The organism is Nocardia sp. NPDC050697 (assembly GCF_040654395.1).
Classification (GTDB): domain Bacteria; phylum Actinomycetota; class Actinomycetes; order Mycobacteriales; family Mycobacteriaceae; genus Nocardia.
Genome location: NZ_JBFAHY010000001.1, coordinates 223,445 through 237,745 on the forward strand (window position 1 = coordinate 223,445; position 14,301 = coordinate 237,745).

At 72.4% G+C, this 14,301-nt stretch carries 17 protein-coding genes and 2 pseudogenes; 8 read left to right on the forward strand and 11 right to left on the reverse strand.

All coding sequences use genetic code 11. The annotated features are described in order from the left end of the window. Nucleotide 1 precedes the first annotated feature (1 nt). Genes AB0H71_RS01125 through AB0H71_RS01140 form a run of 4 tightly spaced genes read right to left on the reverse strand, consistent with a single transcriptional unit; the run spans nucleotide 2 to nucleotide 2,667 of the window. A complete protein-coding gene (locus tag AB0H71_RS01125; RefSeq protein WP_357013511.1) occupies nucleotides 2-331 on the reverse strand; it encodes a hypothetical protein in 330 nt (109 codons plus the stop codon). Further along, nucleotides 328-1,596, reverse strand: coding sequence for an aromatic ring-hydroxylating dioxygenase subunit alpha (locus AB0H71_RS01130; RefSeq protein WP_357013513.1), 1,269 nt, complete (start codon nucleotides 1,594-1,596; stop codon nucleotides 328-330). Before AB0H71_RS01130 ends, AB0H71_RS01125 begins: the two co-directional genes overlap by 4 nt. Nucleotides 1,597-1,616: 20 nt before the next feature. Then, nucleotides 1,617-2,366, reverse strand: coding sequence for an SDR family NAD(P)-dependent oxidoreductase (locus AB0H71_RS01135; RefSeq protein ID WP_357013516.1), 750 nt, complete (start codon nucleotides 2,364-2,366; stop codon nucleotides 1,617-1,619). Nucleotides 2,367-2,376: 10 nt separating this feature from the next. Beyond that, nucleotides 2,377-2,667, reverse strand: a complete 291-nt coding sequence (locus AB0H71_RS01140; RefSeq protein ID WP_357013518.1) for a 2Fe-2S iron-sulfur cluster binding domain-containing protein — start codon at nucleotides 2,665-2,667, stop codon at nucleotides 2,377-2,379. Between the two features lie 102 nt (nucleotides 2,668-2,769). Here AB0H71_RS01140 and AB0H71_RS01145 point away from each other — a divergent pair, with 102 nt between their 5' ends. Both AB0H71_RS01145 and AB0H71_RS01150 read left to right on the forward strand, forming a co-directional pair. Next, nucleotides 2,770-3,369: a helix-turn-helix domain-containing protein gene (locus AB0H71_RS01145; protein WP_357013520.1), complete on the forward strand. Its 600-nt coding sequence runs from the start codon at nucleotides 2,770-2,772 to the stop codon at nucleotides 3,367-3,369. A 4-nt stretch (nucleotides 3,370-3,373) separates the two neighbouring features. Further along, the gene (locus tag AB0H71_RS01150) at nucleotides 3,374-3,976 is read left to right on the forward strand and encodes a carboxymuconolactone decarboxylase family protein (RefSeq protein ID WP_357013523.1); all 603 of its coding nucleotides are present in this window, start codon (nucleotides 3,374-3,376) and stop codon (nucleotides 3,974-3,976) included. A gap of 7 nt (nucleotides 3,977-3,983) precedes the next feature. Here AB0H71_RS01150 and AB0H71_RS01155 read toward each other — a convergent pair whose 3' ends face one another. Further along, the gene (locus AB0H71_RS01155; RefSeq protein WP_357013526.1) at nucleotides 3,984-4,373 is read right to left on the reverse strand and encodes a group 1 truncated hemoglobin; all 390 of its coding nucleotides are present in this window, start codon (nucleotides 4,371-4,373) and stop codon (nucleotides 3,984-3,986) included. An 89-nt stretch (nucleotides 4,374-4,462) separates the two neighbouring features. Between AB0H71_RS01155 and AB0H71_RS01160 the strand changes: the two genes are divergently transcribed. After that, nucleotides 4,463-6,361 carry a long-chain fatty acid--CoA ligase gene (locus AB0H71_RS01160; protein ID WP_357013528.1) on the forward strand — a complete coding sequence of 633 codons (1,899 nt, stop codon included), beginning with the start codon at nucleotides 4,463-4,465 and terminating at the stop codon, nucleotides 6,359-6,361. Here AB0H71_RS01160 and AB0H71_RS01165 read toward each other — a convergent pair whose 3' ends face one another. Together AB0H71_RS01165 and AB0H71_RS01170 are read right to left on the reverse strand one after the other, a co-directional pair. Continuing rightward, nucleotides 6,362-6,526, reverse strand: a complete 165-nt coding sequence (locus AB0H71_RS01165) for a hypothetical protein (RefSeq protein ID WP_357013530.1) — start codon at nucleotides 6,524-6,526, stop codon at nucleotides 6,362-6,364. Nucleotides 6,527-6,691: 165 nt separating this feature from the next. After that, on the reverse strand, nucleotides 6,692-7,018 hold the full coding sequence (locus tag AB0H71_RS01170; protein WP_357013532.1) for a hypothetical protein: 327 nt from the start codon (nucleotides 7,016-7,018) through the stop codon (nucleotides 6,692-6,694). 146 nt (nucleotides 7,019-7,164) lie between these two features. Between AB0H71_RS01170 and AB0H71_RS01175 the strand changes: the two genes are divergently transcribed. The 4 genes and pseudogenes from AB0H71_RS01175 (at nucleotide 7,165) to AB0H71_RS01190 (ending at nucleotide 11,333) form a co-directional block, all read left to right on the forward strand. After that, nucleotides 7,165-7,983 (forward strand): DUF3349 domain-containing protein, encoded by an 819-nt coding sequence (locus tag AB0H71_RS01175; protein WP_357013534.1) that lies wholly within the window; start codon nucleotides 7,165-7,167, stop codon nucleotides 7,981-7,983. Between the two features lie 148 nt (nucleotides 7,984-8,131). Continuing rightward, complete coding sequence (gene prpD, locus AB0H71_RS01180) at nucleotides 8,132-9,628, forward strand: 2-methylcitrate dehydratase PrpD (RefSeq protein WP_357013536.1); 1,497 nt, start codon at nucleotides 8,132-8,134, stop codon at nucleotides 9,626-9,628. Further along, nucleotides 9,625-10,539, forward strand: coding sequence for a methylisocitrate lyase (gene prpB, locus AB0H71_RS01185; protein WP_357013538.1), 915 nt, complete (start codon nucleotides 9,625-9,627; stop codon nucleotides 10,537-10,539). The genes prpD and prpB overlap by 4 nt, the downstream gene beginning before the upstream one ends. Continuing rightward, nucleotides 10,539-11,333, forward strand: a pseudogene (locus AB0H71_RS01190) (citrate/2-methylcitrate synthase). The gene prpB and the pseudogene AB0H71_RS01190 overlap by 1 nt, the downstream one beginning before the upstream one ends. On the opposite strand, the gene AB0H71_RS01195 reads toward AB0H71_RS01190, so the two are convergent. From AB0H71_RS01195 to AB0H71_RS01210, 4 genes and pseudogenes are all read right to left on the reverse strand, one after another. After that, entirely contained in the window at nucleotides 11,334-12,047 is a 714-nt protein-coding gene (locus AB0H71_RS01195) for an ABC transporter ATP-binding protein (protein ID WP_357013541.1), read from the reverse strand. Next, nucleotides 12,044-12,799 (reverse strand): cobalt ECF transporter T component CbiQ, encoded by a 756-nt coding sequence (gene cbiQ / locus AB0H71_RS01200; protein WP_357013543.1) that lies wholly within the window; start codon nucleotides 12,797-12,799, stop codon nucleotides 12,044-12,046. Before cbiQ ends, AB0H71_RS01195 begins: the two co-directional genes overlap by 4 nt. Next, a complete protein-coding gene (locus tag AB0H71_RS01205; protein ID WP_357016084.1) occupies nucleotides 12,796-13,155 on the reverse strand; it encodes a PDGLE domain-containing protein in 360 nt (119 codons plus the stop codon). The genes cbiQ and AB0H71_RS01205 overlap by 4 nt, the downstream gene beginning before the upstream one ends. Beyond that, nucleotides 13,141-13,776: pseudogene (locus tag AB0H71_RS01210) on the reverse strand (energy-coupling factor ABC transporter permease); the annotation flags it as partial. The pseudogene AB0H71_RS01210 and the gene AB0H71_RS01205, both read right to left, overlap by 15 nt. 106 nt (nucleotides 13,777-13,882) lie before the next feature. Between AB0H71_RS01210 and AB0H71_RS01215 the strand changes: the two are divergent. Then, nucleotides 13,883-14,227 carry a metalloregulator ArsR/SmtB family transcription factor gene (locus tag AB0H71_RS01215; protein ID WP_357013545.1) on the forward strand — a complete coding sequence of 115 codons (345 nt, stop codon included), beginning with the start codon at nucleotides 13,883-13,885 and terminating at the stop codon, nucleotides 14,225-14,227. Nucleotides 14,228-14,301: the final 74 nt, after the last annotated feature.

Here is a 14,301-nt window from a genome sequence, read left to right on the forward strand (position 1 = left end):
TTCAGGGGGTCGGCTCGCCGACCCGGTCGAGATAGGCGTCGGCGCTGTCCACCGGGGCGGGTTGCTGGAAGATTTCGACTGCCATCGCGGCCTGGACCAGCGAATAGATCAGGTGCAGCAGGTTCAGCGCGTCGTCGGGGAGGTCGTCGAGCGGGAACTTGTCGCAGTAGACGATGGCGTCGTCCAGCCGCGGGAAGAACGCGTCGTAGAAGTCGGTGAGCTCGGCCATCGAGCTGGCCAGGCGCCGGTTCCAGCGCTCGGACTCGGTGGCCAGGCACCAGGTCGGGGCGAAGCGCTCGAACTCGGCGAAGGCCGGGGGCAGCATGGTCATCGCGTGGCCCCCGCGCCGTGGAACGCGCCGACCCAGTCCGCGACGGCCTTGTGGAAGTGCCGCACCAGGATCTCCTGGTCGTTCACCGGGTAGTCGGTGATCCCCGCGGTGCGGTACGCCTGCTCGAGCGCGGTCTGGGTGCCGGTGAGCATCCCCGCGTCCTGCAGCGCGAACTCCTTGAACACCACCGAGGAGACCTCGTGCTCGATCCGCTTGCGCACCGAGTCGGCGGGCTGGTAGCAGAGCGTGCCCTCGAAGGTGTGGGTGTTGTGGGAGGTGGGCCAGTAGCGGTAGATCAGGTACCAGCCGCGGTAGAAGAGGATCTCGACATTCGGGAAGATCTGGAAATTGTCGATACCCCACGGATCGATGCGGCCCGGGTTGATCCCGGGCGGCAGCTCGCCGATGTCCGGCGACTCCCACGGGCCGACCAGGCCGCTGCGGGTGACCCGCTCGATCGGGTACATGAACTCCTCGGGCAGCGTCCAGCGCCGGGCGCCGCCGGTGCTGACCATGCGGTGCGGGCCGTCCAATTGGTAGTGCGCGCACGTAAATCCGCTGTCCGGCTTGCGCACCGCGCCGGGCACCTGCTGCGAGTGCAGCCCCGGCACGTGGTAGTACTCCTGGAAGGCGTCGGCGAAGAGCTTCCAGTTGCTGGCGTTCTCCGCCTTGAAGTCGTACCGCTCGGTCATCCGGTCGAAGGGGTAGTCGGCCAGCGCGCCGACCATCGGGCCGAGGAACTCGGTGAGGGGCTGCGGCGGCTCCGGCGCCAGGTTCACGAAGACGAACCCGGCCCAGATCTCGCAGTGCACCGGCACCAGCCCGAACTCGCCCCGGTCCAGGTCGAAGAACTCGCCCTCCTGCTGGACGAAGCTCAATCCGCCGTCCAGGCCGTAGCGCCAGCCGTGGTATTTGCAGGTGAACTGGCGGCAGGTGCCCTTGACCTCCGCGCGCGGGAACTCGTTCCACACCAGCTTGTTCCCGCGGTGCCGGCACACATTGTGGAAGGCGCGGATCTGCTGCTCACGGTCGCGCACCACCAGGATCGAGGTGCGCGCGATGGCGATCTCCTTGGTGAAGTAGCTGCCCACCTTCGGCAGCTGCTCCACCCGGCCGATATTGAGCCAGGCGCGTTCGAAGATGGCGGTGCGCTCGAGTTCGTAGAACTCGGGGGAGACCGAGTCCTCGAAGGACATCGGTCCGGTGCCGAGGTCCGGGTAGTGCTCGGTCCAGCTGCCCGCCGCGGGCTTGGGCCAATCGGTCATCGCGGTACTCCTTCGTCGGGTCAGATGACGGTGCCGCCGTTGACGCCGATCACCTGGCCGGTGATGTAGCGGGCGTCGTCGGAGCAGAGGAATGCGCAGGCCGCGGCGATATCGTCGCCGGAGCCGAGGAAGCCGACCGGGATCGCGTTCGCCATGGTGGCGCTGTCCGGCAGGTGGCCGGTGGCCTGCGAGGCGCGCGACATCGGGGTGTCGATGCCGGACGGCGGAATGGTGTTCACCGTGATCCCGCGCGCGGCGTATTCGCGGGCGAGCCCCTTCGTCATGGCGATCACCGCGCCCTTGGAGGCGGTGTAGTGCACCATGCCGGGCGAGCCGCGCTGCGCGCTGGAGGAGGAGATGGTGACGATCCGGCCCCAGCTGCGGGCCAGCATGTCCGGCAGCACCGCCTGCACGCAGTGGAACGTGCCGGTCAGGTTCACCTCGACCACGCGGTTCCAGGACTCCAGCGAGATCTCGGTGAAGGGCTCGAAGGCGACCAGCCCGGCGCTGGTGACCAGGACGTCCACCGGGCCGTAGGCCGCGCGGGTGGCGCCCAGGGCGGCGTCGACGGCTTCTCGATCGGTGACATCGGCGGCGAAACCGATCGCGGAATCGCCCTTGTCGCGGATCTCGGCGGCGGCGCGCTCGGCGCCCGCGCCGTCCAGGTCCAGGATCGCCACCCGGTCGCCGCGGGCGGCGAGCCGCCGGGCGATGTCCAGCCCCATGCCGGAGGCGCCGCCGGTGACCACGGAGGTGTGGGGTGCGGGCATCGGTTGGCTCCTAATCGTCGTAGTCGACCCGCAGCAGCGGGGTCGCGGGCACGGCCTGGCAGGTGAGCACCCAGCCCTCGGCCACCTCGTCCTCGGTCAGCGCGTCGTTGATCCGCATGACCGCGCTGCCCTCGGTCACCCGCGCGATGCAGGTCGCGCAGTTGCCCATCTCGCAGGAGGACGGTGGATTCAGCCCGAGCGTGCGGGCGATCTGCAGCACCGTGCTGCCGTCCCGGTGCTCGCCGGTGGCGGTGCGCCTGCCGCAGCGGACGGTGACCGTCGCCGGGGTGCCGGGTGCCATCGCGTCTCCGTTCGGCTAGTTTGATCACCCGGTTAAATTGATCGGGTGGTTAAAGTTATAGGGTTGGCCGGAGCGGGATGTCAAGGGTCGACGGAGGTGGCGGTGAAGACCGAACGGGCGAGCAGGGCCGATGGCGCGGCCACCCGGGTCGCGCTGCTGGACGCGGCCGAGCAGATCATGCTCGACGAGGGGTACGCGGCGGTGAGCTCGCGCCGGCTCGCCGCCAGGGCCGGGGTGAATCCGGGGCTGGTGTACTACTACTACGACACCATGGACAACCTCTTCGTCGAGCTGTTCCGGCGCGGGGCCGAGCACAGCTACCGGCGGCAGCGCGAGGTCTTCGCCGACCCGCAGCCGCTGTGGGGGCTGTGGGAGGCCATCCACGAGCAGTCGCGGACCGCGCTCACCATGGAGTTCATCTCGATGGCCGGGCACCGCAAGACGATCCGGGCCGAGATCGCCGACTCGTCGCGGCGGTTCCGCGAATTGCAGCTCGAGGAGGTCGGGCGGATTCTGGCCGGGTACCCCGAGGTGCCGGCGCCGTGGACGGCGACGACGGTGGTCATGCTCATGTCCAGCGTCTCCCGGCTGCTCCGGATGGAGGAGTTCTTCGACATCGACACCGGGCACGCCGAGACCGTCGCGGTCATCGAGGATTTCCTGCGCACCGTCGAGGGCGAGCGCGTTCCTCCGCTACGCTGAGCGGGTGCCCAGCGATCCCCGGCTGCCCCCGCTGCCGCTCGAGCAGTGGAGCGACAGCGCCCGCGAACTACTGCGCGGCCGGGTCGGCATGGCCGACCGCTACCTCTCCGGCGCCCCGGATGCCCCGCCGTTGCCGAATATCCTCGGCGTGCTCGGCCACCACCCCGAGCTGGCCGCCGCCTGGCTCGGCTACAACGGGTTGCTGCTGGAGCGCGGAACCCTGGACCCGCGCATTCGCGAGCTGCTGATCCTGCGCGTGGCCTGGCGCACCGGCTGCCGCTACGAGTGGGAGCAGCACGTCCGGATCGCGCTGCGCCACGGCTTCTCCCCGGAGGAGGTCGCCGCGGTGAAGCACGGCCCCGAGGCCGCGCTCTGGCCGCACCACGAGCGGCTGCTGCTGCGCGCCGCCGACGAGTTGCTCGCCGGGCATCGAGTGGGCGACGACACCTGGCGCGAGCTCGCCGCGCACCACGATGCCGCCGAGTTGCTGGAGCTGCTCTTCGTGGCCGGCTCCTACCTCTGCCTCGCCCTGGTGGCCAACAGCGCCGACCTGCGCTCCGACCCGGCCGCCGAGCCGCTCCCCGCCGGGCTGGCGTTCGAGGGCTGAGCCGGGCTCAGCCCGAGGCGATATCGCCCGCGAGCGGTGCGACCGCCGCGATGATCTCCTCGGTGAGCGCGCGCGGCACCCCGGCGTCGGTGAGCGCGTCGGCGAGGTACCCCGCGACCAGCCCGAAGTGTGCCAGCGTGATGCCGCGGCCCTGATGCACCTGCTTCATCGGGGCGCCGGTGTAGGGGTCGGGGCCGCCGAGCGCGGTGGCGAAGAACTCGACCTGCCTGCCGCGCAGCCGGTTCAGGTTCACGCCGGTGAAGAACCCGGCCAGCCGGTCGTCGGCGAGCACCCGGGTGTAAAAGTCGGCGACGACCGCCTCCAGGGCCTCGTAGCCGCCAATCCGGTCGAAGATGGGCACGGCGATGTTGCTGGGAGATTCGGGGGAGATTGACATGGGAACATGCTCCGATCACGAAGAACAGGTCGAAACCAGGGCTCATAAGTTACCGTTGATTCTGCCTCGACGTCGAGAGTGGAGAACTGATGTACCCGAGCCGCTTCCCGTTCGTCAGCTTTCCGCACTGCTCGGGCAGGCACGTGTCGACGCTGCCGCAGGCCTTCCAGGCCACCGTCACCGTGCGCCCGGACGCGGTCGCGCTGCGCGGGCTCGACCCGGCCCGCAGCTACACCTGGGCGCAGTACCGCGACGCGGTGCGCGATATCGCGGCCGGGCTGGCCGCGCTGCGGGTGGCGCGCGGCGAGACGATCGCGCTGCTGCTCGCGAACCGCCCCGAGTTCCACCTGGTCGACACCGCCGCGCTGCACCTGGGCGCGGTGCCGTTCTCGCTCTACAACACCGCCGCGCCGGAGCAGATCGCCGAGGTCTGCGGCAATGCGGGCAACCGCGTGGTGATCACCGAGCGCGCGCTGCTGCCCCGGCTGGCCCGCACCGGCCTGCACTTCGATGCCGTGATCTGCGTCGACGAGCCGGGCCAGGGCGCCATCTCGCTGGCGCGGCTCATCGAGAACGCCGACCCGGACTTCGACTTCGACGCCCGCTGGCAGCAGGTGCGCCCGGACGACCTGGCCACCCTCACCTACACCGCGGGCACCACCGGCTCACCCAAGGGCGTGGAGCTGACGCACTCCAATATCCTGGCCCAGCTGGTGGCGCTCGGCGAGCACCTGCCCGCCGACTTCGACGACCGCATCGTCTCCTACCTGCCCGCCGCGCACATCGCCGACCGGATCACCGCGCACTACGCCGCCATGACCCGCGGCATCCAGGTGACCTCGCTGGCCGACCCGGCCCGGATGGGCGAGGTGCTCACCGAGGTGCGGCCCACCGTGCTCTTCGGCGTGCCGCGGGTGTGGCAGAAGGCGCGGGCCGGGATCGAGTCCGCCATCGAGGCCGAGCCGCGCCGGGCCAAGCGCGCGGTCGCCGGGTGGGCGGTGCGCACCGGCAGCGCGCACGCCAGGGCCGAGCTTGCCGGCGGCAGGCCGAACCCGGTGCTGCGGCTGCGGCACCGCCTCGCGGACCGGCTGGTGCTGCGGAAGATTCGCGCCGGGATCGGGCTGGACCACATCCGCTTCGCGGCCTCCGGCGCGGCGCCCATCCCGCCGGAGGTGCTGGAGTACTTCCACGGCCTCGGGGTGCGGCTCACCGAGGTGTGGGGGCTCTCCGAGGCGGCCGGGGTCACCACCACGACCACCGCCGGGAACCCGGGGCTCGGCACCGTCGGCGAACCGCTGCGCGGCGCCGAGGTGCGGCTGGCCGCCGATGGCGAGCTGCTGGTGCGCGGCCCGATGGTGATGCGCGGCTACCACCGCGACCCGGAGCGCACCCGCCGCGCCTTCTACCGCGGCGACTGGCTGCGCACCGGCGACCTCGGCGAGCGCGACGAGGCGGGCAACTACCGCATCGTCGGCCGCCGCAGCGACATGATCATCAACGACTCGGGCAAGAACATCGCGCCGTCCCGGATCGAGAACGCGGTGCGCGCGGCCTCGTTCCTGGTCGGCAATGTGGTGGTCTTCGGCGAGCAGCACCCGTTCCTGACCGCGCTGATCACTCTGGACGCCACCGCCATCGCCGCGGACGCCGCGAACAACGGGGTGGTCGCCGCCGACGTCGCCATCCTGGCCGGGCGCCCCGCCATCCGGCACCGGATCACCGAGGCGGTGCGCGAGGGCAATGCCAGGGTCTCGCGGCCGGAGCAGATCAAGCGCTTCGTGCTGCTCGACCACGTCTGGGAGCCGGGCAGCCCCGAGCTCACCCCGAAGCTCACCGTGCGCCGCGATGTGGTCGCCCGGCGCTACGCGGAGCTGCTGGCATCGCTCTACACCGAGGCGCCGGACCGGCACCTGGTCACCGAGGTCCCCGCCGCGGAGGAGCCGCGCCGGCGACGCTCCGGCATCCGGCGGCTGCCACGCTCGGCCTGACTACGGCTCGGGGGTGTCGCGGGCGCGCGCCCAGCGCAGCCGGTGGCTCGCCGCCGGTTCCGGATCCGGTTGCGCGGCGGTGGGTTCGGTGGCGTCGGGGGCGTAGTCGCCGCACGGGTCGACGCGGCCCACCAGAATCATCGGGATCTCCAGTGCAGTGCTCATCGCGTTCAGCACAACACATTTCGTGGCGCGCCGGGACGCGCTTCGCAGGGTTCGCAGCAAATCCTTTTCTGACGCCGACTGGTCGGTCCGAACTGTGCAAATGTACTTACGTTTCGAATCCGGCAATCTCTTGGCGACTGCCGAGCCCGAGCGGTGCGGCCGAGTTCAGCCGCCCCACGGCCCCTCGGTCTGCACGCAGCGCAGCCCCTGCACGTCGTCGGGCAGCCGCACCACCCCCTCCTTGCAGGTGAAGACGGTGCGCGCGGCCGGGAACTCGAGCCGGAGCGGCTGGCGCACCGAGCCCGACGGCGCGCCGTCGGAGGCGGTGCAGTTCTCCCGGCCGGTGGTGACCCCGGTGACGTTCTGGTCGAGCAGCCGGCAGCTGTAGGTCGGCAGGATCAGCGGGTCGGCGCCGGCCGCGGGCGCCACCACCAGCCCGCCGCCCACCGCGGCCCCGAACACCAACGCAGCCACCCGATCGCGCCACGACATCGCTACCACCTTCCAGGGCGGGATCACCCGCCCGCACACTCGTCGTTATCTAGTACCCCGGGATGGGGTGCGGTAAGCGGTGACCCCGCTCTCGGGCCGGTCGTGCCCCGAGGTTTGAGCCGGCGCGCAGTGGGCACGGTGGGGGCGTGTACGTCGAATGGCCGCGGGTCCCGGCGCAGGTCGTCGCCTGGCTCCGCGCCGGGGAACCGGACGACCCGCCGCCGCACCGGGTTCCGCTGCTCGCCCTGCTCGGGCCCCGGCTCGGCCCGGACGAGGTCGAGCGGGTGGCCGCCGAGCTGGCCACCCGAGGCGCGCCGGTGGACCGCGCCGAAACCGCCGCCGCCATCACCCGGCTGACCGGGCAGCTGCCCAGCGAGACCGATATCGCCCTGGTTCGCCTGCGGTGCCGCGAGACGCCCTCCCGGCGGCTGCACACCATGTGCCTGCGCGCGCGTTCGGTGCTCGCCACCGCCACGATCGCGCTGGTCGCGGGGGATGCGCGGCAGGCGGGGGTCGCCGTCGAGCTGGCGGCCGAGGTGGCCGTGCTGCGCGCGGGCGCCGAGCGGGAGGCGGTGGGGTCGCTGGTGCGCGGGAGGCCGGGTGAGCTCGGCCCGGTGGTCGCCGCGCTGCGCGCCGGGATCCACCTGTGGCGAATGGCGGCGCTGGCCGCCGAGATCGCCGAGGCGGCGCGGTGGCGGCACCCGGCCGTCGAGCGGGCGCGGCCCGCGCTGGTCCGGCTGGGTGGGCTCGGGGTGGCGATGGCGGCCGCCGACGCCGAGGTGCTCGCGACGGGCGATCCCGGCCGCGGTGCCGCACTGCCGGACGGGTACGAGGCCGTGTGCGCGCTCGCCGCCGAGCTGGCCGGCGCGGAACCCGAGCTGGCCGCGGTCGCCCGCCGCTACGCGCGCTTCGCCGAGCACGCCGCCGCGCTCGCGCGTCCGGCGGCGCTCGCCGCGCGCCGCTGACCGGGCCCGGGAGAATTCTCCGCAAACTACGCGGATTCGCAGCTCTGCCTCCGCAGAAGTCGCCGGATGCGACGCATTTCCGCGGCCGCCCCCACTTGTAGCGTTCGGAACGAAGCAGCATTCCGCGACGACCCGGAGGCATCGGCCCGTGCAGACTCATTTCGTTCGCACCCACCGTTCGGCGGAGGACTTTCCCCGCGAGCAGCATCTGGCGTGGCGGATCGCGGAGGTGGCCGCCGATCCGGTCGAGGTCGCGCCGGAGACCGAGGAGATGATCGTCAACCGGATCATCGACAATGCGGCGGTCGCGGCGGCATCCCTGACCCGGCGCCCGGTGGCCAATGCCCGCGCCCAGGCGCTCGCGCACCCCTACGAGCCCGGCTCGACGGTGTTCGGTGTCGGCGGCCGCTACTCCCCGGAGTGGGCGGCGTGGGCGAATGGTGTGGCGGTGCGCGAGCTCGACTTCCACGACACCTTCCTGGCGGCCGAGTACTCGCACCCCGGCGACAACATCCCGCCGATCCTCGCGGTCGCCCAGCACGCCGAGCGCTCCGGCCGTGACCTGATCCGCGGCCTCGCCACCGGCTACGAGATCCAGATCGACCTGGCGCGCGCCATCTGCCTGCACCGGCACAAGATCGACCACGTGGCCCACCTCGGCCCGTCGGCCGCGGCGGGTATCGGCACCCTGCTCGGACTGGACACCGCGGTGATCTACCAGGCCATCGGCCAGGCGCTGCACACCACGACCGCCACCAGGCAGTCGCGCAAGGGCGCGATCTCCAGCTGGAAGGCGTACGCCCCCGCCTTCGCCGGGAAGATGGCCGTGGAAGCCGTCGATCGCGCCCTGCGCGGCGAGGGCGCGCCCGCGCCGATCTGGGAGGGCGAGGACGGCGTGATCGCCCGGCTGCTCGGCGGCCCGGATATCGAGTACTCGGTGCCGCTGCCCGGCCCCGGCGAGCCCAAGCGCGCGATCCTGGACTCCTACACCAAGGAGCACTCCGCCGAGTACCAGAGCCAGGCCCCCATCGACCTGGCCCGGCGCCTGCGGGAGCGGATCGGCGATCCGGACCGGATCGCCTCGATCGTGCTGCACACCAGCCACCACACGCACGTGGTGATCGGCACCGGCTCGGGCGATCCGCAGAAGTTCGACCCCACCGCCTCGCGGGAGACCCTGGACCACTCGGTGCCCTACATCTTCGCGGTCGCGCTGGAGGACGGCACCTGGCACCACGAGCGCTCCTACACCCCCGAGCGCGCCCAGCGCCCGTCCACCGTGGCGCTGTGGCACAAGATCTGCACCGCCGAGGACCCGGAGTGGACGCGCCGCTACCACTCCGCCGACCCGGCGGAGCGGGCTTTCGGCGCCCGCGCCGAGGTCACCCTGACGAGCGGCGAGGTGATCATCGACGAACTCGCGGTCGCCGACGCGCACCCGCTGGGCGCGCGGCCCTTCGCCCGCGAGCAGTACCTCGCCAAGTTCCGCACCCTCGCCGAGGGCGTGGTGGAGCCCGCCGAGCAGGAGCGCTTCCTGGAGGTGGCCCAGCGCGCGGGCGAACTCGCCCCGGGTGAGCTGCCGGAGCTCACCGTCACCGTCTCGGCGGATGTGCTTCCCCGCTCGCCGAAGGGGCTCTTCCGATGACCGGCCTGCTGGCGGCGACCACCTCGGCCGCGGACAAGCGGATCGCCTTCCGCGCCGGACTGACCTCCGGAAAGACCCAGCGCCTCCCCGGCGCCTTCAACCCGCTGGTCGCGAAGCTGATCCAGGAGATCGGGTTCGAGGGCGTCTACGTCTCCGGCGCGGTGCTCTCCGCCGAGCTCGGGCTGCCCGATATCGGCCTCACCACGCTCACCGAGGTCGCCGGGCGCGGGCAGCAGATCGCCCGGGTCACCGACCTGCCGGTGCTCATCGACGCCGACACCGGGTTCGGCGAGCCCATGAGCGCGGCCCGCACGGTCACCGTGCTCGAGGGCGCGGGGCTCGCCGGGCTGCACCTGGAGGACCAGGTCAACCCCAAGCGCTGCGGGCACCTGGACGGCAAAGCCGTCGTTCCGGTGCCGGACATGCTGCGCAGGCTCACCGCCGCCGTCTCCGCCCGGCGCGACCCGAACTTCGTGATCTGCGCCCGCACCGACGCCGCCGGGATCGAGGGAATCGACGCCGCCATCGACCGCGCCAGGGCCTACGCCGAGGCGGGCGCGGACCTCGTCTTCACCGAGGCGCTGCGCACCCCGGCCGAGTTCGAGAAATTCCGTGCCGCCGTCGACATTCCCCTGCTGGCGAATATGACCGAGTTCGGCAAGTCCGACCTCGTCCCGGCCCCGGTGCTGGAGCGGATCGGCTACAACGCGGTGATCTACCCGGTGACCACCCTGCGACTGGCCATGTTCGCCGCCGAGCAGGGGCTGCGCGAGATCTTCTCCGCGGGAACGCAATCGGGGCTGCTGAACCGCATGCAGCACCGCTCCCGGCTCTACGAACTCCTGCGATACGAGCGCTACAACGAATTCGACTCCGATATCTTCACTTTCCCGCTCGAAAGGAACCGGTGATGCCGGATACCCACAAGGGCCTGGCCGGCGTCGTCGTCGACACCACCGCGATCTCCAAGGTGGTCCCCGAGACCAGCACCCGATGGGCGTGGTGCGCACCGCCATCAGCTATCTGGGCGCGGAAGACGCCGCCGCCGAGGCCAATTCGCCGCGCGCCAATCGCGCCAAGGCGCTGCGCATGTTCGCGATCCTGCCCACCATCGTCGCCGCCGACCACCGCCGCAGACGCGGTCAGGACCCGATCGCCCCGCACTCGCACCTCGGGTACGCGGAGAACTTCCTGACCATGTGCTTCGGGACGGCGCCCGCCCGCGAGCTGGTGCGGGCGTTCGAGATCTCGCTCATCCTCTACGCCGAGCACAGCTTCAATGCCTCCACCTTCGCCGCCCGCGTGGTCACCTGCCGAGGAGTGGCTGCGCGCCCGGCTCGACCACAACGAGAAGGTGATGGGCTTCGGCCACCGGGTCTACAAGAACGGGGATTCCCGGGTGCCGACCATGAAGCGGGCATTCGTGGATATCGCCGCCGCCACCGGCGGGCAGAAGTGGGTGCGGATGTACGACGTTCTGGAGCGCGCCATGGCCGAGGCGACCGGCATCGCGCCGAACCTGGATTTCCCGACCGGCCCGGCGTACTACCTGCTCGGCTTCGATATCGAGGTCTTCACCCCGATCCTCGTCATGAGCCGGATCACCGGCTGGACCGCGCACATCATCGAGCAGGGCGGATCCAATGCGCTCATCCGGCCGCTGAGCGAGTACGTCGGCGTGCCGCAGCGCCCGGTCGTGGCCTGATCAGCGCAGCCGGTGCCGGGTGAGCAGCTCGTGGTCGGCGAGGAGTTCGCCGATCGGCCCGTCGGCGACGATCCGCCCGCCGTCGAGGATCACCGCGCGCGAGCACACCCGCTCGGCATACGGCAGGTCGTGGGTGACCAGCAGCAGCGTGGCGGGGAGCGTCGCCAGGATCTCCGCGAGCTCGCGGCGGGCGACCGGGTCGAGGTTGGCGGCGGGCTCGTCGAGCACGAGGACCTCGGGGCGGCAGGCGAGCACGGTGGCCAGCGCGGCGCGGCGGCGCTCGCCCAGCGAGAGCCGGGCGGGGGAGCGGCCGGCGCGGTCGGCCATCCCGACGGCGTCGAGCGCGAAATCCACGGCCGCGGTGAGCTCGGCGCCGCGAACGCCGAAATTGTGCGGCCCGAAGGCGACGTCCTGGGCGACGGTGGGCAGGAAGAGCTGGTCGTCCGGGTCCTGGAACACCACCCCGACCCGCCCGCGGAGCTCCCGCACGGTCGCGCGCTCCAGCCGGGTGCCGCCGATCACCACCTCGCCGGAGCTGGCCGTGAGCACACCGTTGAGGTGCAGCATGAGCGTCGACTTCCCGGCGCCGTTCGGGCCCAGCACGGCGACTCGCTCGCCCGGCCGCACGGTGAGCGAGAGCCCGTCCAGTGCGCGGGTGCCGTCCGGGTAGGCGAAGGTCAGGCCGGTGAGCCGCACCGCGGCTCCGGCGCTCATCGCGCGATCCAGGCGCAGGCGCAGACACCGGCCGCGACCAGCACCACGGCGCCCGCGGTGAACCAGTCGCGGGGTGCGGCGGGCTCGGTGCCGAGCGCGGGGACGCTGCCGGTGAAGCCGCGCGAGAGCATGGCGAGGTGCACCCGCTCGCCGCGCTCGTAGGAGCGCAGGAACAGCGCCCCGACCCCGCGCGCGGTCGCGGCGAACTGGGCGAGCGAGCGCGGGTCGTCGCCCCGTGAGATGCGGGCCAGCCGCATGCGGGCGGCCTCGTCGGCGATGACGTCGAGGTAGCGCAGCATGAGCACCGCGATGGTGACGATCAGCCCAGGCACCCGCAGCCTGGTGAGCCCGCCCGGCAGCTCGCGCACCGCGGTGGTCGCCGCCAGCGTCAGCGAGATGCCCACGCCGAGCGTCCCTTTCACCGCGATACCCCAGGCCGCCCAGAGCCCGGCCGTGGAGAGCGAGAGCCCGGGCAGCGCCGTCCGCGGCTCCCCGGCGGCGAAGGGCAGCAGCAGCGCCAGCACCAGGAACGGCACTTCGATGAGCAGCCGCGGCGCGATCCAGCGCAGCGGAATGCGCGCCGCCGCCCACAGCGCGAGCAGCCCGGCCGCGAACACGGCGTACGGCCAGACCGTGTCGCGCGGCGTCGCCACCACGGCCAGCACCAGCAGCACCGCCCCGGCGATCTTCACCTCGGCGGGGGCCCGGTGCAGGGCGGAGTCGCCGGGCAGGTAGAGCCGGTCCGCCCTCACCCCGCGCGGCTCCGGCTCGGCTTCAGCACGCGGACCAGGGCGAACAGCGCGGCGAAGGTGGCCGCCACCCCGAGGATCCCGGCAATGCCGGTCAGCGTGGCGTCGCCGCCGATCGTGTAGTCGGCCAGCGGGGAGTCCACCAGGTCGTGGTCCTCGGCGCGCTGCGCGACGCACTCGCCCGCCAGCTGCCCGGCGACGACCGTGCAGCCGCGCTGGGTGGTGGCGTCCAGCCCGTCCGGCTGCGAACTGGCCAGGTAGGACAGCGCCCCGGCCACCAGCATCGCCACCGCGGCGAAGCCGAACAGGAAGGCATTCAGCGAAACTCGCGGCGCGCCGGTGCTGCGCAGCAGGTACACCAGATCCGGCCTGGCCTTGGCCACCGCCACCACGGTGAGCGCGGTGATCAGCCCCTCGCCGACGCCGATCAGCGCATGCGTGACCAGCATGTACCCGGTCACCGCGCCGAGCGTCGACCCGGCGGCGCCGCCGATCGCGTACTCCAGTACGAAACCCATTGCTGCGCAGAGCGTTCCGATCCAGGCGGCGGCGAACGCGACCACCCCGATCCCGCCGCGCCGCGCGAACACCGGCAGCAGCCCGCGCGCCACCAGGTACCCCGCCCCCACCCCGATCAGCGCCATATTGGTGATGTTCGTGCCCAGCGCGCTGAGCCCGCCGTCGGCGAAGAGCAGCGCCTGCACCACCAGCACGATCGCCACGCACAGCGCCCCCACGTACGGGCCGGCCAGGATGGCGGCGAGCGCGCCGCCGAGCAGGTGCCCGCTCACCCCGGGCAGGATCGGGAAGTTCACCATCTGCACCGCGAAGATGAACGCCGCCACCAGCCCGGCCATCGGCGCGGCCCGCTCGTCCAGCTCGGCGCGCGCCCGGCGCGCCGCGACCGCGAGCCCGGCGACGGCGAGCACCGCGAAGAGCGCGGAGGTGGGGGCGTCGACGATGCCGTCGCTCATGTGCATCGCGGAGGTGCTGACGTTCACCCGGCGAAACGATACTCGGAATATCTGAACATGCAGACCGATATCCGGGCTGGCCCCGCCGCCCCCGGACCGGCAGAGTGGAGCCGTGCCCGCCCCCACCTCGCTCGGCTCCGAGCCCGCCGTCCCCGGCCTCGACAGCACCGGGATCGCGGGCTGGGCGCAGCGCTTCGAACTGCTCGCCGACGCCAACCGGCTGCGGCTGCTGGTGTGGCTGCACCACACCCCGGACCAGAACGTCACCGAGCTCGCCGCCGCCGTCGGCATGAGCGCCACCGCCGCCTCGCACGCGCTGCGCATCCTGCGGCACCAGGGCTGGGTCACCGCGACCCGGACCGGGCGGATCATGCGCTACCGGCTCACCGACGAGACCATCCACCGGCTGCTGCACTGGATCGGCGCCCCGCACGCCCCCGCCCCGCGCCCGCACTGAGCCCGCCCGCTGCCGCTTGCAACCGGCCGACGGCCGAATTCGGTTTCGCCCGCCCCGGCACGGGTAGCGCGGGG